At 70.9% G+C, this 22,902-nt stretch carries 28 protein-coding genes and 1 pseudogene; 10 read left to right on the forward strand and 19 right to left on the reverse strand.

What is annotated here, in order from left to right; all coding sequences use genetic code 11:
* The 8 genes from murJ to FHR33_RS46490 all read right to left on the reverse strand — a co-directional run bounded on the left by murJ (nt 1) and on the right by FHR33_RS46490 (nt 8,369).
* Nucleotides 1–1,599, reverse strand: coding sequence for a murein biosynthesis integral membrane protein MurJ (gene murJ, locus FHR33_RS46455; protein WP_312896084.1), 1,599 nt, complete (start codon nt 1,597–1,599; stop codon nt 1–3).
* Between the two features lie 64 nt (nt 1,600–1,663).
* Nucleotides 1,664–2,497: a hypothetical protein gene (locus tag FHR33_RS46460; protein WP_183662038.1), complete on the reverse strand. Its 834-nt coding sequence runs from the start codon at nt 2,495–2,497 to the stop codon at nt 1,664–1,666.
* A 1-nt stretch (nt 2,498) separates the two neighbouring features.
* Nucleotides 2,499–3,467, reverse strand: coding sequence for a copper transporter (locus FHR33_RS46465; RefSeq protein ID WP_183662040.1), 969 nt, complete (start codon nt 3,465–3,467; stop codon nt 2,499–2,501).
* Nucleotides 3,464–4,660 carry a putative cytokinetic ring protein SteA gene (steA, locus tag FHR33_RS46470; RefSeq protein WP_183662042.1) on the reverse strand — a complete coding sequence of 399 codons (1,197 nt, stop codon included), beginning with the start codon at nt 4,658–4,660 and terminating at the stop codon, nt 3,464–3,466. Before steA ends, FHR33_RS46465 begins: the two co-directional genes overlap by 4 nt.
* Nucleotides 4,661–4,733: 73 nt before the next feature.
* Nucleotides 4,734–6,467 carry a DNA repair protein RecN gene (recN, locus tag FHR33_RS46475; protein WP_183662044.1) on the reverse strand — a complete coding sequence of 578 codons (1,734 nt, stop codon included), beginning with the start codon at nt 6,465–6,467 and terminating at the stop codon, nt 4,734–4,736.
* A 50-nt stretch (nt 6,468–6,517) separates the two neighbouring features.
* Nucleotides 6,518–7,417 (reverse strand): NAD kinase, encoded by a 900-nt coding sequence (locus tag FHR33_RS46480; protein WP_183662046.1) that lies wholly within the window; start codon nt 7,415–7,417, stop codon nt 6,518–6,520.
* Complete coding sequence (locus FHR33_RS46485; protein ID WP_183662048.1) at nt 7,414–8,226, reverse strand: TlyA family RNA methyltransferase; 813 nt, start codon at nt 8,224–8,226, stop codon at nt 7,414–7,416. The genes FHR33_RS46480 and FHR33_RS46485 overlap by 4 nt, the downstream gene beginning before the upstream one ends.
* The gene (locus FHR33_RS46490) at nt 8,223–8,369 is read right to left on the reverse strand and encodes a hypothetical protein (RefSeq protein ID WP_183662050.1); all 147 of its coding nucleotides are present in this window, start codon (nt 8,367–8,369) and stop codon (nt 8,223–8,225) included. The genes FHR33_RS46485 and FHR33_RS46490 overlap by 4 nt, the downstream gene beginning before the upstream one ends.
* A 155-nt stretch (nt 8,370–8,524) precedes the next feature.
* Between FHR33_RS46490 and FHR33_RS46495 the strand changes: the two genes are divergently transcribed.
* Nucleotides 8,525–8,872, forward strand: coding sequence for an SCP2 sterol-binding domain-containing protein (locus FHR33_RS46495; RefSeq protein ID WP_183662052.1), 348 nt, complete (start codon nt 8,525–8,527; stop codon nt 8,870–8,872).
* A 15-nt stretch (nt 8,873–8,887) separates the two neighbouring features.
* Here FHR33_RS46495 and FHR33_RS46500 read toward each other — a convergent pair whose 3' ends face one another.
* Entirely contained in the window at nt 8,888–9,847 is a 960-nt protein-coding gene (locus FHR33_RS46500; protein WP_183662061.1) for an HAD-IIA family hydrolase, read from the reverse strand.
* A gap of 92 nt (nt 9,848–9,939) precedes the next feature.
* Between FHR33_RS46500 and FHR33_RS46505 the strand changes: the two genes are divergently transcribed.
* Nucleotides 9,940–10,314 (forward strand): TipAS antibiotic-recognition domain-containing protein, encoded by a 375-nt coding sequence (locus tag FHR33_RS46505; protein ID WP_183662063.1) that lies wholly within the window; start codon nt 9,940–9,942, stop codon nt 10,312–10,314.
* Here FHR33_RS46505 and FHR33_RS46510 read toward each other — a convergent pair.
* On the reverse strand, nt 10,311–10,745 hold the full coding sequence (locus tag FHR33_RS46510; protein ID WP_183662065.1) for a tetratricopeptide repeat protein: 435 nt from the start codon (nt 10,743–10,745) through the stop codon (nt 10,311–10,313). The genes FHR33_RS46505 and FHR33_RS46510 overlap by 4 nt on opposite strands.
* Before the next feature lie 119 nt (nt 10,746–10,864).
* On the opposite strand from FHR33_RS46510, the gene FHR33_RS46515 reads away from it, so the two are divergent.
* A complete protein-coding gene (locus tag FHR33_RS46515; protein WP_246453723.1) occupies nt 10,865–12,181 on the forward strand; it encodes a DUF1015 family protein in 1,317 nt (438 codons plus the stop codon).
* A gap of 229 nt (nt 12,182–12,410) precedes the next feature.
* On the opposite strand, the gene FHR33_RS46520 is transcribed toward FHR33_RS46515, so the two are convergent.
* Nucleotides 12,411–12,827 (reverse strand): MarR family transcriptional regulator, encoded by a 417-nt coding sequence (locus tag FHR33_RS46520; protein ID WP_221242572.1) that lies wholly within the window; start codon nt 12,825–12,827, stop codon nt 12,411–12,413.
* A gap of 143 nt (nt 12,828–12,970) precedes the next feature.
* On the opposite strand from FHR33_RS46520, the gene FHR33_RS46525 reads away from it, so the two are divergent.
* Nucleotides 12,971–13,813, forward strand: a complete 843-nt coding sequence (locus FHR33_RS46525; RefSeq protein ID WP_183662071.1) for an NAD(P)H-binding protein — start codon at nt 12,971–12,973, stop codon at nt 13,811–13,813.
* A gap of 118 nt (nt 13,814–13,931) precedes the next feature.
* Here the strand turns inward: FHR33_RS46525 and FHR33_RS46530 are convergent, their stop codons facing one another.
* From FHR33_RS46530 to FHR33_RS46550, 5 genes are all read right to left on the reverse strand, one after another.
* The gene (locus tag FHR33_RS46530; RefSeq protein ID WP_312896085.1) at nt 13,932–14,453 is read right to left on the reverse strand and encodes a MerR family transcriptional regulator; all 522 of its coding nucleotides are present in this window, start codon (nt 14,451–14,453) and stop codon (nt 13,932–13,934) included.
* Nucleotides 14,450–14,800 (reverse strand): hypothetical protein, encoded by a 351-nt coding sequence (locus FHR33_RS46535; protein ID WP_183662073.1) that lies wholly within the window; start codon nt 14,798–14,800, stop codon nt 14,450–14,452. Before FHR33_RS46535 ends, FHR33_RS46530 begins: the two co-directional genes overlap by 4 nt.
* A gap of 171 nt (nt 14,801–14,971) precedes the next feature.
* A complete protein-coding gene (locus FHR33_RS46540) occupies nt 14,972–15,325 on the reverse strand; it encodes a VOC family protein (protein ID WP_183662075.1) in 354 nt (117 codons plus the stop codon).
* Between the two features lie 46 nt (nt 15,326–15,371).
* Nucleotides 15,372–15,791, reverse strand: coding sequence for a Rossmann-fold NAD(P)-binding domain-containing protein (locus tag FHR33_RS46545; RefSeq protein WP_183662077.1), 420 nt, complete (start codon nt 15,789–15,791; stop codon nt 15,372–15,374).
* Nucleotides 15,792–15,955: 164 nt separating this feature from the next.
* A complete protein-coding gene (locus tag FHR33_RS46550; protein WP_183662079.1) occupies nt 15,956–16,507 on the reverse strand; it encodes an SRPBCC family protein in 552 nt (183 codons plus the stop codon).
* A gap of 59 nt (nt 16,508–16,566) precedes the next feature.
* On the opposite strand from FHR33_RS46550, the gene FHR33_RS46555 reads away from it, so the two are divergent.
* Together FHR33_RS46555 and FHR33_RS46560 are read left to right on the forward strand one after the other, a co-directional pair.
* Complete coding sequence (locus FHR33_RS46555; RefSeq protein WP_183662081.1) at nt 16,567–17,043, forward strand: winged helix-turn-helix transcriptional regulator; 477 nt, start codon at nt 16,567–16,569, stop codon at nt 17,041–17,043.
* 501 nt (nt 17,044–17,544) lie between these two features.
* A complete protein-coding gene (locus FHR33_RS46560; protein WP_183662083.1) occupies nt 17,545–17,940 on the forward strand; it encodes a RidA family protein in 396 nt (131 codons plus the stop codon).
* A gap of 235 nt (nt 17,941–18,175) precedes the next feature.
* Here the strand turns inward: FHR33_RS46560 and FHR33_RS53560 are convergent, their stop codons facing one another.
* The gene (locus FHR33_RS53560) at nt 18,176–18,634 is read right to left on the reverse strand and encodes a TetR-like C-terminal domain-containing protein (RefSeq protein WP_183662350.1); all 459 of its coding nucleotides are present in this window, start codon (nt 18,632–18,634) and stop codon (nt 18,176–18,178) included.
* Between the two features lie 132 nt (nt 18,635–18,766).
* Nucleotides 18,767–18,943, reverse strand: coding sequence for a helix-turn-helix domain-containing protein (locus FHR33_RS49505; RefSeq protein WP_221242573.1), 177 nt, complete (start codon nt 18,941–18,943; stop codon nt 18,767–18,769).
* Nucleotides 18,944–18,948: 5 nt separating this feature from the next.
* On the opposite strand from FHR33_RS49505, the gene FHR33_RS53565 reads away from it, so the two are divergent.
* The 3 genes from FHR33_RS53565 to FHR33_RS51355 all read left to right on the forward strand — a co-directional run bounded on the left by FHR33_RS53565 (nt 18,949) and on the right by FHR33_RS51355 (nt 21,053).
* Entirely contained in the window at nt 18,949–19,104 is a 156-nt protein-coding gene (locus tag FHR33_RS53565; protein ID WP_350656088.1) for an aromatic-ring hydroxylase C-terminal domain-containing protein, read from the forward strand.
* A 395-nt stretch (nt 19,105–19,499) separates the two neighbouring features.
* The gene (locus FHR33_RS46575; RefSeq protein WP_246453724.1) at nt 19,500–19,922 is read left to right on the forward strand and encodes a GNAT family N-acetyltransferase; all 423 of its coding nucleotides are present in this window, start codon (nt 19,500–19,502) and stop codon (nt 19,920–19,922) included.
* Between the two features lie 954 nt (nt 19,923–20,876).
* Nucleotides 20,877–21,053: a hypothetical protein gene (locus FHR33_RS51355; RefSeq protein WP_246453725.1), complete on the forward strand. Its 177-nt coding sequence runs from the start codon at nt 20,877–20,879 to the stop codon at nt 21,051–21,053.
* A gap of 219 nt (nt 21,054–21,272) precedes the next feature.
* On the opposite strand, the pseudogene FHR33_RS53570 reads toward FHR33_RS51355, so the two are convergent.
* Nucleotides 21,273–21,701 (reverse strand): annotated as a pseudogene (locus FHR33_RS53570) (single-stranded DNA-binding protein); the annotation flags it as partial.
* Here FHR33_RS53570 and FHR33_RS46585 point away from each other — a divergent pair.
* A complete protein-coding gene (locus FHR33_RS46585; protein ID WP_183662089.1) occupies nt 21,691–22,617 on the forward strand; it encodes an MBL fold metallo-hydrolase in 927 nt (308 codons plus the stop codon). The pseudogene FHR33_RS53570 and the gene FHR33_RS46585 sit on opposite strands and share 11 nt — an antisense overlap.
* The last annotated feature ends 285 nt before the right edge of the window (nt 22,618–22,902 follow it).

Here is a 22,902-nt window from a genome sequence, read left to right on the forward strand (position 1 = left end):
TCAACCACCCATCCGTGACTCGTCACGTCGTCGCCGCAGCACCGTCCCCGCCAGCGCCGCCGCGTCGGCCCTGTCGACCAGGGCGACGACCGCCGCGCCGACGGCCAGCGCCACGCAGCCCGCCAGCAGCGCGAGGCCCGTCAGGGCGAGCAGACCGGTCGCCGGGACCAGGGCCACCAGCGCCGAGCCCGCCGCGAATCCCGCGCCACCGCCCGCGAAGGCGGCCAGGCTCGCGCGGGCCACGCCCTGCACCGGCGCGGCCCCCCTCGCCCGCGCCACGGCGGCCAGCAGCCAGGCGCCGCCCACCGTCATGCCGGCGGTCATGCCGAGCGCCAGGCCGCCGACCTGCCAACCCGCGGGGAAGACCAGGACGAAGCCCACCTGGGCGAGCATCGCCACCACCCACCCGACCACGGTGCCCGTCGCCGCCGCCCTGCCCTTGCCCGCCGCGTAGAGGACTCTACTGAGGTGGGTGATCAGCCCGTAGCCGACCAGGCCAGGAGCGAACAGGGCGATCGCGCGGGCCAGCTCGGGCGGGGGCACGTCGGTCAGCGACCTGAGGAAGACGACCGCTCCCGGGCCCGCGGCGGCGGCCAGCGCGCCCGCGGCCAGGCCCGAGACCAGCACGACCGCCCTCGTCGTGCGGGCGGCCAGCGCGGCGAAGGGCTCCCACGCCTGCCCGGCCGCGTGCGCGGACAGCCCGGGGAAGGCGCTGGTGGCGATCGGTACGGCCAGCACCGCGTAGGGCACGAGGTAGATGGCCCACGCGTAGTTGTAGACGACGAGCGCTCCGCCGCCGATGGCGTTGTTCGAGAGCAGCAGCACCACGACCATCGTGGCCTGCTGGGCCAGCAGCCCCGCGATGCCCGCCATGGCCAGGGCGCGGACCTGGGCCGCCACCCCCTCGGGGAAGCGCAGCGTGGGCCGCAGCCTGAGGCGCAGGCCGAGCGCGGGCCCTGTGACGGTGAGGACGAGGGCGAGCACGCCGAGGCTGGTGCCGACCGACAGCGCGAGCTCGGCGGGGGTGGGCAGCGCGCCGGGGTCTCTGGTGTCGCCGCTCAGCGGCACGAACAGCAGGTAGGCCACGATGACGACGATGCTGGAGACCAGAGGCGCGACCGCCGGGCCCGCGAAGCGCTGGTGCGACTGCAGGACGCCGTAGAGCACGACGGCCAGGCCGTACAGCGGGATCTGGGGGGCGAAGACCACCAGCATGCGGGTGGCCAGCGCGCTCACCGCGGCGGCGTCGCAGCCCACGAAGGAGAACAGCCCCATGACGGGACCGGCCAGCACGGCGGTCAGCACGGCAAGCGGCACCAGCACGACCAGCACCCAGGTGAGCAGCGCCGAGGTGATGCGGCCGACCTGCGCCCTGCCGGTCGCGCCCGCGAGGACGGGGACCACCATTCCGGCAAGCGCCCCGCCGACCACGACCTCGAAGACGATGTTGGGGATCTGGTTGGCCGTCGCGTAGGCCGTTCCGAGACAGTTGGTGCCGACGGTTCCGGCGAAGACGGCCTGCTTGGCGAAGCCGGTGATCCTGGCGAGGACCGTGATGGCACCGATGAGCACGGCGGCGCCCGCCACCCCCCGCGTCACCACCCACCGCCTTCCTGAAGGGCCGCCGACATCAGTGGCCATCCTGGCAGACGCGACCGACAACTCACGCGGGGCGGCGGCCCAGCATGTCGATCCTGTGGAGCACCGGGTTGGCGGCGATGACCTTGGTGAAGCTGATCTTCTCCGACGCCGCGGTCAGGGCGGCCACCGTGCCCAGCAGCGCGTATCGGCCTCGGCGGCCGAGCGTGGTGACGGCGGCCAGGCCGAGCAGCGCGCCGAGCGCGTTGGCTCCCGCGTCGCCCAGCATGGCCTGCTCGCCGAGGTCTTCGGGCAGTAGCGCGGCTCCCGCGCCGAGCGGCACCGCGACCAGCGCGGCGCCGACCGCGTCGCGCCTGAGCAGGCAGGCGGCCAGCAGCGGGCCCCCCGCCATCAGCCCGACCTTGATGGCCCTGCCAGGACGCAGGTCGAACAGGTTGGCCAGGTTCGCGCTGCCCGCGATGGCCGCGCCGTTGACCAGGGTGTCGAGCGGGCCGCGCGAGACCAGGGCGGCCGCGCCGAGCCCGGTGGCACCGATGCCGAGGATCTTGACGGCGCCGCTGGTGACCTGTCCTCTGGCCAGAGCCGACAGGTGGCCCTTGAAGCCCTTGGAGGAGGAGCCGCCGTAGAGATCGTCGTAGGCGCCGAGCGCGCCGCTGCCGGCCCCCGCGAGCACGGCGGCCAGACGCGCCTTGGCGGGCAGGCCGGGCGCGATCGCCAGCGCGCCGGCGGCGCCGGCGACGAAGGCGGGGCCCTCCAGCAGGGTGAGCGTCTCGCCCCTGTGGTTGGTGCGCTCCCACTCCTTGGAGCGCGCCTTGGCGGTGAGCGCGGTGTAGGCGGCCCTGGCCGCGACGGCACCGAGGACGGCGCCTGCGAGCGCGCCGAGCAGAGCACGAGCCATGTCAGCTCCCTGACGTGGTGGGCGAAGGGGTCGCGGCGGACGAGGCCGGTTGGAACTCCGAGGCGTCGGGGCCGATGCCGTACTGGCCCGCGCGGCCGTCCAGCTGCTCCCGGAGAGAGTAGACGACCACGACACGGCCCGCGGGCATATCGAGGGTGTCGACGGTGGAGACCTTCGCGGCCACGTCGCCCGTGTCGCGCAGCGCGGCGATGAGGCCGCCGGGCTGGGTCGCGGCCAGGATGCCCGCGAGCGAGGAGCCCTGGGAACCGTCGTCGAGCCCTCCTGCCAGCGAGACGAGCGCACCGGCCTGTGCCTGCGCCTTCTCCCCCACGAACGGCGTGTCGGGAGCGAGGACCAGCGCGAGCGTGGCCCGCTTGGCGGGGGTGCCGTCGACGCTGAGCAGGCCCGCCTTCTCGAAGCCGTCGAGAACGCCCACCGTGGTGGTGTTCTCCGTGCCGGCCTGCGTGTCGTCGGCGGTGACGAGCGCGGCGGCCAGCACCGTGGCGGCGTTCTTGTACGGGTCGGTGCCGGGCAGGGTGAGGCCCGCGGGCTTGAGCTGGGTCGTCAGCTGGTCGATGAAGTTGGCCTGCGTCGGGTCGAGGTACTTTTCGGCGATCGTGACCTGTCCGCTGATCGTGGCGCCCGCCTCGGTCAGCACCTGCACGCTCTGCTCGCGTAGCGTGCCCGAACTGCCGGGCGCGGCGACGAGCAGGACGCTCTCGCCGGTCAGCTGCGCCCGTACCAGCGCGGGGATCTCGGCGGTGACGAAGTCGTCGTTGCCCGCCTCCCTGGCCTGCAGCGCCGCCAGCTGGTCGCGGTAATCGCTGTTGGACTTGCGCAGGTCGTCGGCGGTCTGCAGGGCAGACTCGATCGCCGGGTTGGACAGCAGCGTCGTGCCCATCACGATGCCGACGGCCAGCGCCAGGAAGATCGCGACGATGGAGACGAGGTGATAGCGGAAATCGATCACGAGAAGAGTCCGACCAACCAGAAGATGAAGGAGTTCCAGGCGTCTTGCAGGCTGATCAGCCAGGTCTTGCCGATGGGCGAGATGAAGATCGCCACGCTCATGGTGATCATCGCGGTGATCACCAGCAGGATCAGCTGCGGGGTGGAGATGCGGCTGCGGTAGAGGCGGCTGACGCCCTTGGCGTCGATGAGCTTGCTGCCGACGATCAGCCTGGTGAGGAACGTGCTCGCCATGCCGGAGCGTCCCTTGTCGAGGAACTCCACCAGTGTCGCGTGGGTGCCGACGGCGACGATGAGCTCGGCGCCCTTGTCGTCGGCCAGCAGCATCGCGATGTCCTCGCTCGTGCCGGTGGAGGGGAAGATCACCGCTTCGCGCCCGAGCTGGTGGACCCGCTCGAGGCCGGGCGCGCGGCCGTCGCGGTAGGCGTGCACGACCAGCTCGGCGCCGCAGGTCAGCGCCTTGGCCGAGACGGAGTCGAAGTCGCCGACGATCAGGTCGGGCTGGTAGCCGGCCTCCAGCAGCGCGTCCGCGCCGCCGTCGACCCCGACGAGCACGGGCCTGTACTCCCTGATGTACGGCCGCAGCGTGGCGATGTCCTCTTTGTAGTGGTAGCCGCGCACCACGATCAGGACGTGCCTGTCCTCCATGGAGGTACGGATGTCGGGCACGCCGACCCCGTCGATGAGAAGCTTGCCCTCACCCCTGACGTACTCCATGGTGTTGACGGCGAAGGCCTCGATCTGCACCGCGAGCCCCGCTCGCGCCTCGGCGAGCGCCGCCTCGATCGTCTCGGGCGTCTGCACCTCGCCTTTGCCGATCACTTCCTCGTCGTGGTAGACGACGCCGTCGTGCAGCCTGACGACATCGCCGTCGCGCAGCCTCTCGAACAGCTCCGGCGTGGCGCCGTCCACGAAGGGAAGGCCGGCCTCGACGATGATCTGCGGGCCGAGGTTGGGGTAGCGGCCGCTGATGCCCGCGGCCACGTTCACCACCGCCGCCGCACCGCACGCGACCAGTGCCTCCGCGCTCACCCGGTCAACGTCGACGTGATCGATAATCGCGATTTCACCGGACTTGAGGCGCTTGGTCAGCCTCTTCGTCCTTCGATCGATTCTCGCCACTGCCGTGACACCGGGAAGGTCGTTGACCTTCCTACCGCGGAGGCCCGGAATCTTGTTCGCCGGAACCTTCATCAAGACCATCCTGCCAGAGCGAGAGAGCAGGGTGGTCGCGGACAGCGCGGCGTGTCAGATTTGTCACGGAGGATCACCGATCGGCGGCGGCCATTCCCAGGAGCTCTTCGGCGTGGGCCCTGCCCAGCTCGGAATCCTCCAGCCCGGCGAGCATGCGCGACAGCTCGCGCACTCTGCCGTCGTGGTCGAGGGTGACCACGCCGCTGCGCACCACACTGCCGTCGCCCGCCTTCTCCACCACCAGGTGCTGGTCGGCGAAGGCGGCGACCTGCGGCAGGTGAGTGACGACAATCACCTGGGCGGTGCGGGCCAGTCTGGCCAGGCGCCGTCCGATCTCGACCGCGGCCTTGCCGCCCACCCCCGCGTCGACCTCGTCGAAGACGAACGTCGGCACGGGGTCGGCGCCCGCGAAGACGACCTCGATGGCCAGCATGACGCGGCTCAGCTCACCGCCTGAGGCGCCCTTGTTGAGCGGCAGCGGCGGCGCGGCGGGGTGCGCCGACATGCGCAGCTCGACCTCGTCGACGCCCTCGGGGCCGTACTCCGCGGCCTCGCTGAGCTGGACGACGACCCTCGCGTGGGGCATGGCCAGCGCGGTCAGCTCCTCGGTGACCGCGGCGCCGAAGCGCTCGGCGGCGGCGGACCTGACCTTGGTGAGCTCGGCGGCCAGCTCGCCCAGCCTGGCGCTCAGCTCCTCGTGCTCCCTGGTCAGCTCCCCGATGCGGTCGTCGTCGCCCTCGAGCTCGGTCAGCCTGGCGGCCGCGGCCTGCGCCCAGGCCAGCACTCCCTCGCTGTCCTCGGCGTACTTCCTGACCAGCCCGGAAAGGATGGAGCGGCGTTCCTGGACGGCCGCGAGCCTGGCCGGGTCGGCCTCGATGGACTCGGCGTAGGCGGCCAGGTCGGTGGCCACGTCGGAGATCAGGTAGCCGGCCTCGGCCAGCCGGTCGGCCACGCCGGCCAGCTGGGGGTCGAAGTCGCGCACCGCCTCGACGGCCGTGCGGGCCTCGCCGAGCAGCGAGATGACGTCGCGGGTGTCGCCTGAGGGGTCCATGGGGTCGCCCAGCAGCGCGGTGTGGGCGGTGGTCGCGGCGCCGCGCAGCGCGTCGGCGTGGGAGAGCCGCTCCTCCTCCGCGCGCAGCTCGACGTCCTCGCCGCGCTTGGGGTCGACCTTCTCGATCTCCTCCAGGCCGAAGCGGAGCATGTCGGCCTCCTGGGCGCGCTCCCTGGCCTTGGTGGTGAGCTCCTCCAGGAGGGCGGCGACCTGCTTGTGACGCTTGTAGGTCTGCGTGTAGGCGCGCAGCGGCTTGACCAGGTCTTCGCCCGCGTAGCGGTCGAGGGCCGCGCGCTGCCTGGCCGGCTGCAGCAGCCGCTGCTGGTCCATCTGGCCGTGCACGGCCACCAGGTCGTCGGCCAGGTAGGTCAGGGTGCCGACGGGAACCGTGCGCCCGCCCAGCCAGGCGCGCGAGCGGCCCTCGGCCGAGACGGTGCGAGAGATGATCAGCTCGCCGTCCTCGACCTCGCCGCCGACGTCCTCCACCTGCTGGGCGACCCGGCCCTTCGACTCGACGACAAGCGTGCCCTCCACCGTGGCCTTGTCGGCCCCAGGACGCACCCTGGCGGGGTCGGCACGGCCACCGAACAGCAGCCCGAGCCCGGTGACGACCATCGTCTTGCCCGCCCCCGTCTCGCCCGTGACCACGTTGAAGCCGGGCGAGAGCTCAAGGACGGCCTCGTCGATCACGCCGAGCCCCTGGATGCGAACCTCCTCTACCCTGGGTCGCACTGGCCACTCCTGTCCCGTCGACATAGCCGAACACCTGTGCGCATGCGATCCTACGCGCTCCCGTCACCATTGACTCAGGGACGCACCCTTCCGCGCCAGCCCTGTACAGGCAATTCGAACTTGGCGACCAGCCTGTCCGTGAAGGGGGCGCCGGTGTTCTCGATGCCGTGCAGACGGGCCAGCCGTACGGGGTGGGTGGATCTGCGGACCTCCACCCTCGTGCCGGCGGGCAGGTCGAAACGGCGGCGGCCGTCGCACCACAGCACGCCTCCTGGCGTGTTGGGCAGGATCTCGGCCGCCAGCGTGGAGCGCGGCGAGACCACGAGCGGCTTGGCGAACAGGGCGTGCGCGCTGATCGGGACCAGCAGCAGCGCCTCGACCTCGGGCCAGACGACGGGGCCTCCCGCCGAGAAGGCGTAGGCGGTCGAGCCCGTCGGGGTCGCGCAGATCACTCCGTCGCAGCCCCAGCGTGACAGCGGCCGCCCGTCGACCTCGACGACGACCTCGAGCATGCGCTCGCGCTTTTCCACCGTGGCCTCGTTGAGGGCCCAGGTGTCGGCGATGATCTGGCCGTTCTGCCTGGCGGTGACGTCGAGCGTCATGCGCTCCTCGACGTCGTAGCGGCCCTCGGCCACGGAGTCGACGGCGGCGGCCAGGTCGTCGACCTCGGCCTCGGCGAGAAAGCCCACGTGGCCGAGGTTGACGCCGAACAGCGGGGTGCCCGCGGGCCTTGCGATCTCGGCCGAGCGCAGCAGCGAGCCGTCGCCGCCGAGCACGATCATCATCTCGGCGTCCTTGGCCGCGCTGGGGTCGGAGGGCATCACCTCGACGCCCCTGCGGCCGATGTCCTCGGCCTCGGCCTCGAGCACCCTGACGGCCAGGCCCGCCTCGAGCAGCCTGTCGATCACCAGGTGCGCGCTGTCGATCGCGGCCTCACGCCCCGTGTGTGCGGTGACCAGCACCGTGCGCTTCATTGCGGCCCCTCCGCCACTGCCCGTTCGATCGCGGCGTCGAGATCCTCGACCCCGGGCTCACCTTCTCCCTTGCCCAGCCAGAGCAGGTACTCGACATTGCCCGACGGGCCAGGAAGGGGGCTGGCGGTGACACCGCGCACGGTCAGCCCCAGCTCGACGGCCTTGGCGGCGGCATCGCGCACCGCGCCGGCCCTGAGCTCCGGGTCGCGCACCACGCCGCCCGCGCCCACGCGCTCCTTGCCCACCTCGAACTGCGGCTTGACCAGCATCACGAAGTCTGACTCGGGGGCGGCCACCCCGACGAGGGCCGGCAGCACGAGCCGCAGCGAGATGAACGACAGGTCGCCCACGATCAGCGAGGGCGCCTCGCCGACCATCTCGGGGGTGAGGTCGCGGACGTTGACGCGCTCCATCACCGTGACGCGCTCGTCGGTGCGCAGCGACCAGGCCAGCTGCCCGTAGCCGACGTCGACGGCCAGCACGTGGCCGACGTCGTGGCGCAGCAGGACGTCGGTGAACCCGCCGGTGGAGGCGCCCGCGTCGAGCGCGCGACGGCCCGCCACGCGCAGCCGCGGGAAGGCCTCCAGGGCGCCGAGCAGCTTGTGGGCGCCGCGCGAGACGTAGTCGGGGCCCTCTGCCGACTCGGCCACGACGATCGCCGAGGCGGTGTCGACCTGGGTCGCGGGCTTGCCCGCCACCTGGCCGCCGACGCTCACCCTGCCGTCGGTGATGAGCTGGGCCGCCTGCTCGCGGGATCTGGCCAGGCCCCGCCGTACGAGCTCGCTGTCGAGCCTGACGCGACGGCTCACTGGTCGTCCACCGAGGCCAGCGTCTCCTCAAGGGCGGAGAACGCCTCCTCGAACACCTTCACGTGATCGCTCACGGGCAGCGACTCCGCCTGGACGAGGCCCGCCACCACCGCGTCGACGCGCTCGTCACCGATCTCCATCATGTCTTCGACCGTATCGGACCGCACCGACACTCTGGCGACCCCCTCGCGCGTTGGGCAGGGTGGGGGGCGGGTTTTCCGGCGCGCCGGATCTCAGATGCTCCCCATGTGGAACGCTACCGTCCGTAGGAACGGCGAGAACGGGAAGGACGACCAGCATGGCTACCCTCGAGGAGTGCAGGGCGGCGCTAGGCAAGCTCGTCGAGCAGTTCGACGACATCGACGCGGAGTCAAGGGCCAAGCACGTGGTCGAGCGGACCGTCAGCTGCCGCGTCTCCGACCTCGACGTCATGTTCTACGGCAGGCTGCACCACGACGGCCTCGACCCTTTCGACGAGAAACCGCCGGTCGACGGCAGGCCCGCCGACGTCAAGCTGACCATCACGAGCGACGACCTGATCGCGCTGGTCGACGGCGAGCTCGACCTGGCGCGCGCCCTCCTGGGCGGCAGGGTCAAGATCGACGCGAGCTTCGGCGACCTGCTGCGCCTGCGCAGGCTGCTGTGACGCCCTTCGCCGGTCTCAGACGCGCAGCGTCTCCAGCGCCGGCTTGAGCGCGTCCTCGTCCATCCGCCCCTCTCCCGCCGCCTTCCACGCCGCCTCGCAGGCCGTCCTCAGCCCCTCGATCCACTCGCCGTCGCCTTCGAGCTGCAGCCTGCCGTCCGACCAGCCGGCCCTCCAGCCCTGCCGCTCCATGGGATAGGCCCTGTGGAGCGCCGACAGGTCCTCGGCGACATACGTCGGCCTGTGCGCGGGGGCGGCGGTCAGCAGGTCGCGCGGCGTGGCGACGCCGGTGAGCACGAGCAGGCTGTCGACGCCCGCGTTCGTCGCGCCCTCGATGTCGGTGTCGAGCCTGTCGCCCACCACCAGGGGGCGCTCGGAACCGGTGCGGATCATCGACTCGCGGTGCAGCGGCGGGGCGGGCTTGCCGGCGTAGACCGGCTCGACGCCGGTGGCCGCGGCGATCACCCGCACCATCGCGCCGTTGCCCGGCAGCTCGCCGCGGGCCGTGGGCATCGTGGCGTCCCCGTTGGCCGCCACGAACCAGGCGCCCCGCCGTACGGCGAGCGCGCCCTCGGACAGCAGGCCGTACGACAGGTCGGGCGCAATGCCCTGGACCACGGCCACGGGCTCGTCGGCGGCCACGGTCACCGGACGCAGGCCCTGCGCCCTGACGGCCATCCGCAGCCCCGTGCCGCCGACGACCAGCACCGGCGCGCCGGGCGGCACCCGTTCGGCGATCAGCCGGGCGGCGGCCTGCGCCGAGGTGACCACGTCCTCCGCCGTCGCGGGCACCCCCAGGTGGGTCAGGTGCTCGGCGATCGCGGCGGGGCTCCTGGAGGCGTTGTTCGTCACGTAGGCCAGCCTGACCCGCCCTGCGGCCCGCTCCAGCGACTCGGCGGCGTGCGGCACGGCCTGCCTGCCCAGGTAGACGACACCGTCGAGGTCCAGCAGCAACGTGTCGTATCCGTCGATCAGCACCCGCGCCTCTTCTCCGTTTGACTCTCACGCCGCGTGAGACTTTAGCGTCCTGTCTGGAGCTACCCATCACACGACGAAAGGTGAGAAACGTCATGGACAATCCGTACGCCGAGGAGGCGGCAGAGCGCTGGGGCGGGACCGACGCGTGGGCCGAGTCCCAGCGCAGGACCTCCTCCTACAGAGAGGAGGACTGGCGGCGGTGCACGGCCGAGTCGGGCGAGATCTCCGCCGGGCTGGCGGCGCTGATGGCCTCGGGGGTGGCCGCTTCCAGCCCCGAGGCCATGGATCTGGCCGAGGAGCACCGCCTGCACATCACGCGCTGGTTCTACGAGTGCGGTTCGGAGATCCACAGGGGACTCGGTGAGATGTACGTGGCCGACCCCCGTTTCACCGCCACCATCGACAGGGCGGCGCCGGGGCTGGCCCTCTACCTGCGTGACGCCATTCTGGCCAACGCCGCGCGTTAGGCCTGCCGTCTGGCGCGCAGGGTCGCGCGCACGCTCCTCAACGCCGACACGTAGTGACGTTCGTCGGGACGCATGGCCGCCGCGATGGCGAGCGGCTCCTGTGCCGCCTCCATGTCACCCGTCCGCCACAGCGCCAGCCCGAGCCCGAAATAGGCGTAGTCCTCGGCCGGGTTGGCGTCGACGATCCAGCGGAAGGTGCGGGCAGCCAGCTCGTACTGTCTGGAGTTGAACTGCGCCCTGGCCAGCGCCTCCCTGATGCTGCGCGAGTCGGGCTCGGCCTCGGCCGCCCGCTCGAGCAGCGCCGCCGCCGCGGCAGGGCTGCCGTCTTTGAGCAGCCCTATCCCGCGCTGGTACCAGTCGTACACGTCCCCGGCGGGAGCCCCCTGACCAGGGGCGGGGGAATCTTCGGGGTCGTTTTTCCCTTGGGTCATGTGTGAGGCCTCCTCAATCGACAGACGACAGATCCGACCGATTCCCTGATGAACCGGGCACCGCTGCGTCCTTGAAGCAGTTCCTGGGTGATTCAGGCCTTTATGGGAGCATGCCCGGTATGGCGAGTCCTGAACTGCCGGTGCCGGACGGGCTGGTGCTACGCCCGTTCCGTGGCGTCCGTTTCACTGTCGACGATCCCGCCGAGGTGACCTCCCCTCCGTACGATCTGATCTCCGAGAGTGACGTCCAGGATCTCCTGGACGCCCACCCCAACAACGTCGTCCGTCTCATCCTGCCGCGCCCTGGCACCGGCATCCCGTCGGTTCCCGAGGTCGCGCCGGCCTCCGGGGTCACGCCGGCCGCGCCGTACGGCCAGGCGAGAGACACCCTGCGCGCCTGGCTGGAGTCGGGTGTGCTGATCCGCGACGCCGAGCCCGCGCTCTACGTCTACGAGCAGACCGGTCCAGGCGTGCTCCAGCGCGGCCTCATCGGCGACGTCGGCCTGGCCGCTCCCGAACAGCGCGTCATCCTGCCGCACGAGAACGTCATGCCGGGCCCGGTCGCCGACCGCCTCTCCCTGATGAGCACGACACAGGCGAACCTGGAGCCCATCTTCCTGCTGTACGACGGCGGCGACGGCCCCGCCACCCGCCTGGTCGGCACCGTCGCGGCCGCCCGCCCCCCGCTGGTGGAGGCCGTCACAGGCGACGGCGTACGGCACCGCCTGTGGGCCGTCACCGACCCTGACGAGATCGAGCTCATCAACGCCGACCTGCGCCACAGGCAGGCGCTGATCGCCGACGGCCACCACCGCTACGCCACCTACCGGATGCTGCAGCGCAAGGAGCACGCCGCCCGAGGGTCAGGCGGGCCCTGGGACTTCGGCCTCAGCCTCCTGGTCGACTCCACCGCCTATCCGCCCGACCTCAAGGCGATCCATCGGGTCCTGCCGTCGCTGCCCCTGTCCGAGGCCGCCACCAGGGCGAAGGGCTCGTGGCAGGTGCGCGACTTCGACTCGCTGGAGGCCGGTCTGGAGGCGCTGGAGACCACCGCCGAGCCCGCCTTCCTGCTGGCGGGAGAGGACGGCGGCACGAGCCACCTCCTCACCGACCCCGACCCGCTGCAGCTGGCCCACGCCATGCCCACGGACCGGTCGGCGCGATGGAACGCGCTCAACACCTCGGTGCTGGCCGAGTTCGTGCTGCCCAGGGTGTGGGGGATGCAGGACGACGAGCAGAATGTCCGCATCGTGCACCACGACCCCAGGGCGGCGGTACGGCTGGCGGCCCGCACGGGCGGGACGGCGGTGATCCTGAGGCCGTTGGCGGTGGAGGACGTGCTGGCGGTGGCGGCGGAGGGGGAACGCGTGCCCCGCAAGTCCACCTCCTTCGGCCCCAAACCCCGCACCGGCCTGGTCCTGCGCACCTTCGTCTAGCCTGCGTGCGCCCGTCGGGCACACGTCGAGCGGGCCGGGCATCGAGGGCAGCCCTTCACCCCGGCCACGTCGCGTGGCGCCACGGCGGAGGGCTGTCTTCGCTCGCCCAGACCGCCGGCGCCGCGCGACTGGGCGCTCGCCCCAGCCCTCGGCCTCTCGGCGATCTCGGCCCCTCGGTCAGCTCGGCGATCTGGGCCTCTCGGTCAGGTCGGTGATCTCGGCCTCTCGGTCAGCCGCCCGCCAGCTCTTCGGTGGCGACGCGGCCCGCGCGCGCCGTGCGGTGAAGGAAGTCGGCGACCACCTCGAGCTCGGCCGCCCCATACCCCGCGCAGATCTCCTCCAGCGACGCGTTCATCCCCGCGTAGAGCCCCAGCAGTTCGGCGTTCCGCTCGCGCAGCGCTCGGACCAGGACGGCCCGGCGGTCCGAAGGGTCGCGCTCACGAGCCACCCAGCCCCCTCGTTCGAGCCGGTCGAGGATGCCCGTCAACGTCGCCGGATGCAGCCCTGCCCGCTTGGCCAGAGCGCTGGGGCTGAGCGGGCCGTACCTGTTGACCAGATCGAGGCAGTCGACGTCGACGTCCTTCAGTTCGAGGCGTCCGCTCACCTGGTGGTCGAGCAGAGAGAGCTGAAGGCTCAGCTCCCGCATCGAGTCTCTGATCGCCGCGTTCAACCGCCGCCGTCGCCGTGCGGCTTCCTCATCATCAGATCGTACGGAATTCATATGATATGTTCCTCATATTGTACGGCTTGCGGATGACAGGCTATCGGCAGCGGACGAAGGGGTCAGCCATGATCTTGGTTACCGGAGCGACAGGAGTAGTGGGACGCGAGGCGGTCGGCCTGCTGTCGAGGGAGGGCGTGAAGGTCGCGGCCGTCACCCGCGACCCGTCCACGGCGAACCTGCCCGGCGAGGTCCAGGTAGTGAGCGGGGACCCGTCTCGACCGCAGAGTCTGGAGACGGCGTTCGACGGCGTCGACGCCGTCCTCCTCAGCCCGCGCGCCGTCGGGAGCGCCACCGCCGACCTGCTGACGCTCGCCGCCGGGCGTGGCGTGCGCAGGGTGGTGATCCTGTCGGCCGCCACCGTGGCGCACCCTGCCGGGTACCCCCGTTTCTCCGACCACTTCAGGGCGGTCGAGGAGGCCGCCGCGGCCTCCGGACTGCGGTGGACCTTCCTGCGCTGCACGGACTTCGCCTCCAATGCCCTCGCCTGGGCGCCGCAGATCCGCGCGGCCGGGGTCGTGCGCGGCGCCTACCCCGAGGCGGCCACGTCTCCCATTCACCCGCGCGACATCGCCGCGGTGGCCTTCCAGGCTCTGGTGAGCGATGACCACACCGGACGCGCGTACGTCATCAGCGGCCCCGAATCGCTCACCCAGCGGGACAAGGTCCACCTCATCGGGCAGGCCGTCGGAGGCGAACTGTCCTTCCAGGAACTCGCGCCGGAGCAGGTCAGGCAGGGCATGCTCGCCCAGGGACTTCCCGAGGACGTGCCCGACCGGCTGCTCGGCTCGCTGGCCGACTACGCGAAGCAGCCGGGCCCTTCCACGGACACCGTGCGGCAACTCCTCGGCCGCCCTGCCCTGACCTTCGCCGAATGGGCCGACGAGAACGCCGGCGCCTTCCTTCCCTAGCGCGGGACGCTCCCGCCTTCACGACCGCTCCTTCCGGCGCGCCGGCGGCCTGCCCATCGCGACCGTGCGCGGGTGGCGAGAGGAACGGCGACAGGGGCGCGGTGGTCGTGGTCGGCGCTCAGGCGATCGGCTCTTCTCCGGGACGCGGCCGTGGCGCAAGGTCGGCGAAGGGCAGCGGGCAGTCAGGGCAGGTGCAGTGGGTCAGGCTGTCGCAGCCGGCGCTGACCACCTGGGTCAGCGCTTGCCGGATGGTGGTCAGGTCGGCGATCCTCGCGTCCACCTCGGCGATCTTGTCCTGGGCGCGGGCGCGCAGATCCGGGGTGGGGTGGCCACGCCGGCCGGTCTCGATCAGCTCAGCCACCTCCTGCAGGGTGAAGCCGAGCCGCTGGGCGGCTTTGATCACCGTCAGCAGGGTGACGGTCTCGGGCGGGTAGGCGCGGTGCCCGCCGGGGCTGCGCGCAGGTTCGGCGATCAGTCCGCGGCGTTCGTAGTAGCGCAGCGTCTGGAGGTTGACCCCGGCCCGCTCGGCCACCTGCCCGCTACGCAGGTACGGCCCGTCGACGTCCTGCCTCACGCCGACCACCCTGCCACGCTGCCCGCCGCCCTCGAAGGCCGTAACCTGCTCGGCCGGCCTGTTCACACCGAGCCCGACGCTGCGCCGGCGCGGGCCTGCAGCGCGTCCAGCACCTCGACCTGCTCCTGCGGCACCGCCACCTCCAGCGTCAGGCCGCCGTCGGCGATGGTCAGGGTGAAGGAGAAGAACGAGCAGCAGCCGTTCTCCCGCGCCGCCAGTTCGGCAGCCCGCGCCGCGTGCTCCGGGCTGAACGTGAGCTCCAGCCGCAACCGCGTACGCTCCGGGCGCGCCAGGGCCTGCACCGCGTCGGCGAACAAGGCGTCGAACTCGGCCACCCGCAGCGGCTGCTCGGCGGTGGGCAGCGTGCACGCCGAGGGCACCCACTCCTGGTTGAAGGCGATGTTCTGCGTCATACCTCGACGGTAAACCTGTACCCCGGTACCGAATGCAAGCCTTCAAGCCGTAGCGCCACAATCCGGACCGATCCTCCCCGGAGGCCGGCTCGGCGTCTTCGGCGACTCAGACCGCCGCAAGATCGTGACTTCCCTGCGCGAGGGCGGTGACCACGACGCCGCCCGCTGGCCTTATGCGTCCTTCTTGAACTGGATGATCTGGAGGTAGTTCCCGTCAGGGTCCGCGAACGTCCCGAAGCGGCCGGAGGGGCGATCCGCGACGGGGACGAGCCACTCCACGCCGGCCGCCCGCAGCTGCGCCTCGACGGCGTCGAAGTCGTCGACGTGGGCGTTGAGGATCATCCGGCCCGGCTCGTCGTTCTTCGCGCCGACGTCGTCGCGCTGGTCGATGACCAGCAGGAAGCCGCCCAGATCGATCGGCCCTTCACCCTCATGTCCCGGTGCCAGCGCCCTGCGGTACCACTCACGCAGTTCCGCGGGCCGGGTGGTGCCGAGAAGGATGCTGCCGACTTTCGGTGTGATCATTGCAGATCTCCATTCGTTGTGTGCGCATGGCTGTTCGGCTGAAAGGTCACTTCATCGGGACCGACGCTCTCCCCCGGCCCGCGTACCGATGATTCACGCGTAGGACTTGCCGTGCTCGGCTGCCACGACGGCGGCGCACTCGCGCTCCAGCGCAGGTCGCCGCGCGGACGCGGATCGTCAGGGACGCGACGCCGGGATACGCGGCCGTCGAGGGCGAGTGGCGGGCAGGGCCGGACTCCTCTGCGGACATGGTCTGCGACATGGAGTCGGGGAAGATGTCTTCCTCCTGCTCCTCCACGCCGTCGACGATGGCTCGGGCGACCGACTCAGGCGAGGCCTTCGGCGCGTCGAGCCCGCGCGACATCTCGGTGCCGGTCGGGCCGGTGAAGACGGCGTGGACCCTGCCGCCCTGATCGGCGAGGAGCGCCCGCGGCGACCGCGTCAGAGGCTGTGCCGCGTAGGCCACGTCAAGGAGAAGGGGCGTGACCCGTTCATCGGGGTTGGCGGAGCTTTCGCGGTGCCGGCGTACACCTGCCGGGCGCCCCTGCGCAGGGCTTCCTCCAGCGGTACCCGCCCGATGCCCCGGTTGGCGCCGGCGATCAGGACGATCTTGCCCGTGGCCGCGAGCACTCACACGCCGGTCGACCCGGTGGCGGCCAGGTCAGTGGCCTGGGGTGAGCGCTTGGCGCGCTGCACCGTGGCGGCGTGCTGGTGTTCCGGGGCGTTCCCGTTCTCTTTGGGGTTCGGCTGGCCCGTTCCCGTGTTGATCAGGTTCCGCAAGCTGCCGCCGATGTAGCCGCCCCACGCGTTGGTGCACACGTCGTAACACTCGTACTGCGGGACCAGTCCGACGTGGGTGAAGTGGATCTCGGCGCCGCCCTCCTTCTCGGAGATCTCGAAGACGACCTCGGTGTCCTTCCATTCGGCCTGGTCGTCGATGAAGTCGAAGTAGTTCTCCAGCACCCGCCATGCGACCTTCCGGCCCGGCACGAGTTCGGTGACGCGGACCCTGCAGCGGTGGACGTCCTTGTAGTGGTAGTCGAACTCGCCGCCGACCTGGTCGGTGACGCCCTCGACCTCTTGCGACCACCAGCCGCGGACGTCGGTGATGGCCTGGAAGGCCTCCTGGGGAGTCCGGTCCACCGAGAAGGTGGTGGTGAAGTTCTGATCTGCTTGCATCATGCAAGTCACCGTAACCGAGACGCTTTCATGATGCAAGCGCCCTCTGTAGGATCAGGTGCATGCTGGGGAAGACCTACGAGTCGCAGGAGTGTTCGATCGCACGCTCGCTGGAGGTGATCGGCGAGCGCTGGAGCCTGCTGATCATCCGTGACGCCCTGTTCGCGGGGGCGACCCGCTTCAGCGACTTCCAGCGCAACCTGGGCATCGCGACCAACATCCTCAAGGCCCGCCTCGACGGCTTCGTCGAGGCCGGGATCATGCGACGCCACAGGTACTCCGAGCAGCCCGAACTGTACGAGTACGTGGTGACCGACAAGGGGCGTGCGCTCGCGCCCGCGCTGGTCGCGCTCTCCGAGTGGGGCGACCGGTGGGCGAGCGACGGGGAGCCGCCGATCCTCTACACGCACGCGGTGTGCGGCACCGTTGTCACCCAGCAGACGGTGTGCGCCCACTGCGGTCGCGTGGACGACCCGGCCGAGATCCAGTCCACGATCGGGCCCGGCATGCCCGCCGAACGCTTACCACGTCAGGCTTGACCGTGCGTCGATGCACCGGTTCTCTCCACCAGCAGTCCATGTCAGGCACGGGGACATCCACGGCCCCGCGGCCGGCCTCCGCTCGCCTTCACCAGCAGGCCAAGTCGGGCAAGCGACCATCCACGGCCCCCCGGCCAGCTTCCGCTCGCCTTCACCAACAGGCCATGCCAGGCGGGGGCGAACATCCAGAGCCCCGCGGCCGGCCTCCGCTCGCCTTCACCAACAGGCCAAGCCAGGCAAGCGACCATCCACGGCCCCCCGGCCAGCCCCCGCTCGCCTTCACCAACAGGCCAAGCCAGGCAAGCGACCATCCACGGCCCCCCGGCCAGCCCCCGCTCGCCTTCACCAACAGGCCAAGCCAGGCAAGCGACCATCCACGGCCCCCCGGCCAGCTTCCGCTCGTCTTCACCAGCAGGCCATGTCGGGCAGGTGCGAACATCCAGAGACCCGTGGCCGGCTTCTACCGTGTTCCGGCGGCACCCCACGAAAGGACGCGCAGCGATGGCTCTCGAGATCATCCAACCCGAAGATCTGGACCACCCGAAGACCTACAGCCACGTCATCGTCGCGACCGGCGGCCGGATGGCGTTCATCGCCGGCCAGATGTCCGACGACCGCAACGGCGACCTGGTGGCCCCCGGCGATCTGGCAGCCCAGGCCCGACAGGTGTTCGCCAATCTCGGGCGCGCCCTTGCCGCCGCGGGCGCCCGTCCCGACCAGGTCACCAAGATCACGATCTACGTGGTGGGACACCGCAGGGAGTACCTGCCGGTCATCGAGGAGGCGAGAGTCGAGCTGTTCGGCGATCACAAGCCCACCGACACGCTGCTCGGAGTGGAGACGCTGGCCGCCCCCGGCTACCTGATCGAGGTCGACGCGATCGCGGTGCTCGACTGAGCCCAGGTCAGCGTGGTCGATCCCGGGCGAGATCGTCGCCGTCTTCCAGGGCGCGGGGATGAACCGCCTTGGCACGGGAGGCGGCGCCGCAATGCTCGGCCGCGGAGGTGGCGCCGCAATGCTCAGCCTGGGAGGCGGCGCCGCAATGCTCGGCCGGGGAGGCGGCGCCGGAACGCATGTGACCCGCCTGACGAGACGAACGGCGACACCCGGCGGGCCGGGTCGTAGACGTAGGTCAGGCCGGTGGCGCAGGAGCCGACGACGCGGAGGGAGCCCCAGGCACCCCCAGCAGCGGCAGCCACACCTCGTCCACAATCTCGACGAGAGAACCGCGCGACGCCGGGCGCATCATCATGAACATGTCGTGGCGCAACAGGTCCAACGGCAGGTTCACCACGCGGGACGCGCGAGGCACGTCCGGCAGCTCGCCGCGCTCGACCGCGCGGGCGACGATCGTCTCGAAGGCGGTCGCCTGGCCCGGCGGCAGGAGGGTGTCGCGCAGCTCGCTGAGACTTGTACCGGTGCGGAAGGAGCGTGTCGCGCAGCTCGCTGAGACTCGTACCGGTGCGGAAGGAGCGTGTCGCGCAGCTCGCTGAGACTCGTACCAGTGCGGAAGGAGCGTGTCGCGCAGCTCGCTGAGACTCGTACCAGTGCGGAAGGAGGGTGTCGCGCAGCTCGCTGAGACTCGTACCAGTGCGGAAGGAGCGTGTCGCGCAGCTCGCTGAGACTCGTACCGGTGTCGCGAAAGTAGTCCACCAGCTGCACGCTCATCAACATGATCATGCCTGCGCGGTCAACGTCGGTGTTGCGCAGGAAGCCGATCGCGTCATCGCGGAGACTGCCGGTGTCGGGCACCCGCGATCGGCTGCCAGAACTTGGTGAGAGTGGCCAGCAGCAGGTCGTCGCGCTGCGGCCAGCGCCGGTTGAGCACAGGACGACTCGTGCCGGCGCGGACGGCGACCGCTTCGTAGGTGAAGGGGTGGTATCCGTGCTCGACCAGCACGTCCGATGCCCTGGAATGACCGAGTGCGCCGCGTGCCCGCGACCGCCGACCACGCCCCAGCACCCGCATTGCTCATCCGACCCGACGGCTACGTCGCCTGGGCAGGCGCCGACCCCGACAGCCTGAAGACGGCCCTCACCCGCTGGTTCAGCCCGAGTTGAGAGCCCACCCTCTCCGGACCCACACACCAGTGCGGATGAGGACGCGCCGCATCAATGAGCACGCCTTCGCAGCCCGCTCGACGAAGCGGTCGCCCTGTCGTCGGGTCATATCCCGACGGTTGGAGCAATACGCCTCGAAGGAGGGAGTGGCTGGCTCGGTCAAGGCGAGCGCTGAGCCCCTCGGCATTGCCCGCCCTCACGCGTAGCCTCCGGGATCTTGCTTCAGCTTGCGCCCCTCCGTACATGGTCCTGTAGGCGGGCGCTACGAAGCGGCTGGTTAGGATCCTTCGGTTATGGACGCGAGCGCAGTGGCAGACGAGAGACACCGACCGGAACGGCAGGCGTCCCGGCCAGAGTCCGGCGCTCCCCTGGATTGGGAGATGCGGCCCGCGGAGATGGCAGACGTCGAGACGATCGCGGAGCTACGGGCGACCGTCCTGCGGGACGATCTGGAGCGGCTGGGCCGGTTCGACGAGCATCGAGTCCGGCAGCGGCTACGGGACTCCTTCTCGTCGCGGCACACCTCGGTGATCACGGTCGGCGGCGCTTTCGCTGGCTGTGTCACCCTGCGACCGGCCGACGACGGACACTGGCTCGAACACTTCTACCTCGCTCCGGAGCTCCAGGGTCAGGGGGTCGGTTCCGCCGTGCTGCGCAGCCTCCTCGATCGGACCGATGCCGAGGATGCCCCCGTGCGACTGATCGTCCTGCGGGGCAGCGCCGCACAGCGGCTGTACGAGCGCCACGGATTCACGGTGGAGCACGCTGACCCCATCGACGTCTCCATGGTGCGACGGCCGGGCACTCCCGCCAGGTGACGTGATTCGCGTCCTTCACCCTGTGGACGCGAGGTATGCCACCGGGCGCGGCGGGGTGCCGGCCAGATCGGACGGCGCCTTAGCAGGGTTGTCCGGAGTGGCGGTGTCCTGAGGGTGAGCCCTGGGCGAGGCTCCAGCTGTCGGAGTCGCCCGGCGCGCTTCTGAACCGGCGGCTTGGGCCGTGGCGACCGGGATGGTCACGGGGGAAGCTCCATCTGTCGACACCTGACGATCGGCCGTGGCGGCGGACTGTGCGCTGCCGGCCTCGATCATGGGTCCCGCCATCGGGACTGCTCGGCTCAGAACGGAGGCGGCGGCCGACGTGGAGAGCGTGTGGTCGGCCTCCGGCTGGATCCCCTTCCCTGGTGCTTGCGGAGGGTAGGGCACGGGCAAAAGGGGCTTGGTGAGGTGGGCCTTGGCGAGGTGGTCAGCAGTGGGGTGCGTGGCGCTGGTCACCGTGGAATGGGGCTCGGGCGCACCTGTGGGAGCGGCTGCGAGAACGACGTCGCACAGACCAGCCTCGGCCGCCCGGCGATGCTCGGGCGCAACAGCGGCCGATGAACAGAGCTCTGGCGTCGCATCGGCCCCCAGGAGGGACTCGGATGTGACGTCTACCGAAGAGCGACACGCAGGCGCGACATCCACCCTGGGACGAAGCGCAGACGCGACATCCGCCGTTGGGCCAGGCGCAGGTGCCGCATCAGACGCTGAACAGAGCTCTGTCGCCGCATCGGTCCCCAGGAAGGGCTCGGAGGCGACGCCTACCGAAGGACGAAGGGCAGGCGCGACATCCACCCTGGGACGAAGCGCGAGCGCGACATCCGGCGTTAGGCCTGGCTCGGAATCCCCATCGGCCACTGCGCGAGGCTCCCGCGCCACATCGGCACCTGGCTGAGGCTCGAGTGTGACGTCTACCGAAGGACGAAGCGCAGGCGCGGCATCCACCCTCGGTCGATGCGCGAGCGCGACATCCAGCGTTGGGCCTGGCTCGGGTGCGGCATCGGCCGCTGCGCGAGGCTCGGACGCCACATCGACACCTGGGTGAGGCTCAGATGTGCCGTCTACCGAAGGACGAGGCGCAGGCGCGGCATCCACCCTCGGTCGATGCGCGAGCGCGACATCCAGCGTTAGGCCTGGCTCGGGTGCGGCATCGGCCGCTGCGCGAGGTTCTCGCGCCACATCGGCCGCTGGAAGGGGCTCCGATGTGATCTCAGCCGCGGTGCGGGGCTTGGGAGTGGAGGCCATCAGGAGGACCGGGGCGGCTGGGCGGTCGGCCTCGGCGGTGAGCTTTTCCGTGGTGGCCGGGGGATCCGCCGATGGTTGCATCGCCACGAGGGCCACCGCGTGCACCTCCACCTCGTATCGCCAGCTCTTCGCCGAAGGCGGGCCGTAGATCCTGCACCGAAGCGCCCCTCTGATCTCCATCGAATCTCGCGGTCGCATCGCCTTCACCATGGCCGCCACCTCGGCGTCGAACGTGACGCACTGGATGGTGTCGACGAAGCCGCCCCGCCGTACCAGAGGACGGCGACGGACGATGATGCGCCACTTGGTCAGAGTGTCGCCGCTGGGCATGGCGCGCTCGTCCGGGCTGGCGGACAGGCGCCCCACCAGCGTCACGTCGTTGCGGTCCACGTGATCCTCCTCCTGGAACGGCGCGGCCCGCCGGGGGCTGCGCTTGCCGGGGGACCACTCTTTACGATGTGGGGAAGGCCGGAGCGGACAGAATGCCGTTCTGGGGACAGCGGTTCGGCTCGGGAGAGTGGCTGTGGACAACATCACCGCGCTCGGCGGCGACGTCTATGAGATCGACACGCGGATGGCCGGGTATGCCGGAATCACGGCCGGCTACCTCATCCTCGGAGACCGGCCATGCCTGGTCGAGACCGGCACGTCGACGTCCGCGCCGGTGGTGCGCGACGCCCTGGCCTCGCTCGGCGTCGGCCCCGACGACCTGGCGACCGTCGTCGTCACCCACATCCACCTCGACCACGCGGGCGGTGTGGGAGACATCGCGGAGTTCTTCCCGCAGGCGCAGATCGTGGTGCACGAGAAGGGTGCGCGGCATCTGGCCGATCCGTCCAGGCTCATGGCGAGCGCACGAATGGTGTGGGGTGACCGGCTCGACACGTTGTTCGGGGAGTTGTCCCCCACGGAGTCGGAGCGCATCGTCGCCCTGGGCGACACCGGCGCCATCGACCTGGGCAACGGCCGGACGCTGTCCAGCCATTACTCCCCCGGCCATGCCAAGCACCATGTCGGCCTGGTCGACTCCGCCACCGGCGACCTGTACGTCGGCGACGCGGCAGGCGTCTACCTGCCGCAGACGGGCGACCTGCGTCCCGCGACCCCGCCGCCGGACTTCGACCTCCAGACCGCCCTCGACTCGATCGCCCTGTTCCAGGCCCTGGGCCCGCAACGCCTCCTTTTCAGCCATTACGGCCCCGTCGGTGCGGTTCAGGAGACTCTCGAGCGCTCCGCGGAGGAGCTACGCGTCTGGGTGGATCTCACCAAGCAGGCCCACCAGGAGGGCATGGACCTCGACCACGCCGTCGCGATGGTCCGCGATCGCACCCGCGAGCGGTACACCGCTCTCAAGTCCGACGACGAGACGGCCGAGCAGTTCGAACTGCTCAGCGGGGCGCCGTCCAACGTCGCGGGCATCCTTCACTGGCTGAACAAGGTCTCCCCGTAACCACAGGAGGTACGGCTCGACTCGCAGAATCCGCGTAGCCAATGCGGCGCGCCGTGCCCCGGGAAGTACAGCTCGAAACCCGGCGCGCCGCTGCACCAGGGAGGTACGGCTCGGCTCACGTAATCTGCGCAGCCAACACGGCGCGCCCTACCAAGCGGAGGTACGGCTCGACCCAGCGGATCCGCGCAGCGAACCCGGCGCGCCGCCGTACCAGGGGAGTACGGCTCGGCTCACGTAATCTGCGCAGCCAACACGGCGCGCCCTACCCCGCGGAGGTACGGCTCG

Origin of the sequence: Nonomuraea dietziae (assembly GCF_014195505.1) — a bacterium.
Classification (GTDB): Bacteria; Actinomycetota; Actinomycetes; order Streptosporangiales; family Streptosporangiaceae; genus Nonomuraea; species Nonomuraea roseola.

Coding starts and splice junctions, on each gene's coding strand:
- FHR33_RS46525 (WP_183662071.1), top strand. CDS start 12,971: ATGATCTTGGTTACCGGAGCGACAGGAGTAGTGGGACGCGAGGCGGTC.
- FHR33_RS46460 (WP_183662038.1), bottom strand. CDS start 2,497: ATGGCTCGTGCTCTGCTCGGCGCGCTCGCAGGCGCCGTCCTCGGTGCC.
- FHR33_RS46515 (WP_246453723.1), top strand. CDS start 10,865: ATGGCGAGTCCTGAACTGCCGGTGCCGGACGGGCTGGTGCTACGCCCG.
- FHR33_RS51355 (WP_246453725.1), top strand. CDS start 20,877: ATGCGCGAGCGCGACATCCAGCGTTGGGCCTGGCTCGGGTGCGGCATC.
- FHR33_RS46550 (WP_183662079.1), bottom strand. CDS start 16,507: ATGATGCAAGCAGATCAGAACTTCACCACCACCTTCTCGGTGGACCGG.
- FHR33_RS46505 (WP_183662063.1), top strand. CDS start 9,940: ATGGACAATCCGTACGCCGAGGAGGCGGCAGAGCGCTGGGGCGGGACC.
- FHR33_RS46510 (WP_183662065.1), bottom strand. CDS start 10,745: ATGACCCAAGGGAAAAACGACCCCGAAGATTCCCCCGCCCCTGGTCAG.
- FHR33_RS46480 (WP_183662046.1), bottom strand. CDS start 7,417: ATGAAGCGCACGGTGCTGGTCACCGCACACACGGGGCGTGAGGCCGCG.
- steA (WP_183662042.1), bottom strand. CDS start 4,660: ATGAAGGTTCCGGCGAACAAGATTCCGGGCCTCCGCGGTAGGAAGGTC.
- recN (WP_183662044.1), bottom strand. CDS start 6,467: ATGTCGACGGGACAGGAGTGGCCAGTGCGACCCAGGGTAGAGGAGGTT.
- FHR33_RS46495 (WP_183662052.1), top strand. CDS start 8,525: ATGGCTACCCTCGAGGAGTGCAGGGCGGCGCTAGGCAAGCTCGTCGAG.
- FHR33_RS46540 (WP_183662075.1), bottom strand. CDS start 15,325: ATGATCACACCGAAAGTCGGCAGCATCCTTCTCGGCACCACCCGGCCC.
- FHR33_RS46555 (WP_183662081.1), top strand. CDS start 16,567: ATGCTGGGGAAGACCTACGAGTCGCAGGAGTGTTCGATCGCACGCTCG.
- FHR33_RS46535 (WP_183662073.1), bottom strand. CDS start 14,800: ATGACGCAGAACATCGCCTTCAACCAGGAGTGGGTGCCCTCGGCGTGC.
- FHR33_RS46490 (WP_183662050.1), bottom strand. CDS start 8,369: ATGATGGAGATCGGTGACGAGCGCGTCGACGCGGTGGTGGCGGGCCTC.
- FHR33_RS46575 (WP_246453724.1), top strand. CDS start 19,500: ATGGCAGACGTCGAGACGATCGCGGAGCTACGGGCGACCGTCCTGCGG.
- FHR33_RS46560 (WP_183662083.1), top strand. CDS start 17,545: ATGGCTCTCGAGATCATCCAACCCGAAGATCTGGACCACCCGAAGACC.
- FHR33_RS46520 (WP_221242572.1), bottom strand. CDS start 12,827: ATGCGGGAGCTGAGCCTTCAGCTCTCTCTGCTCGACCACCAGGTGAGC.
- FHR33_RS53565 (WP_350656088.1), top strand. CDS start 18,949: ATGCCCTGGAATGACCGAGTGCGCCGCGTGCCCGCGACCGCCGACCAC.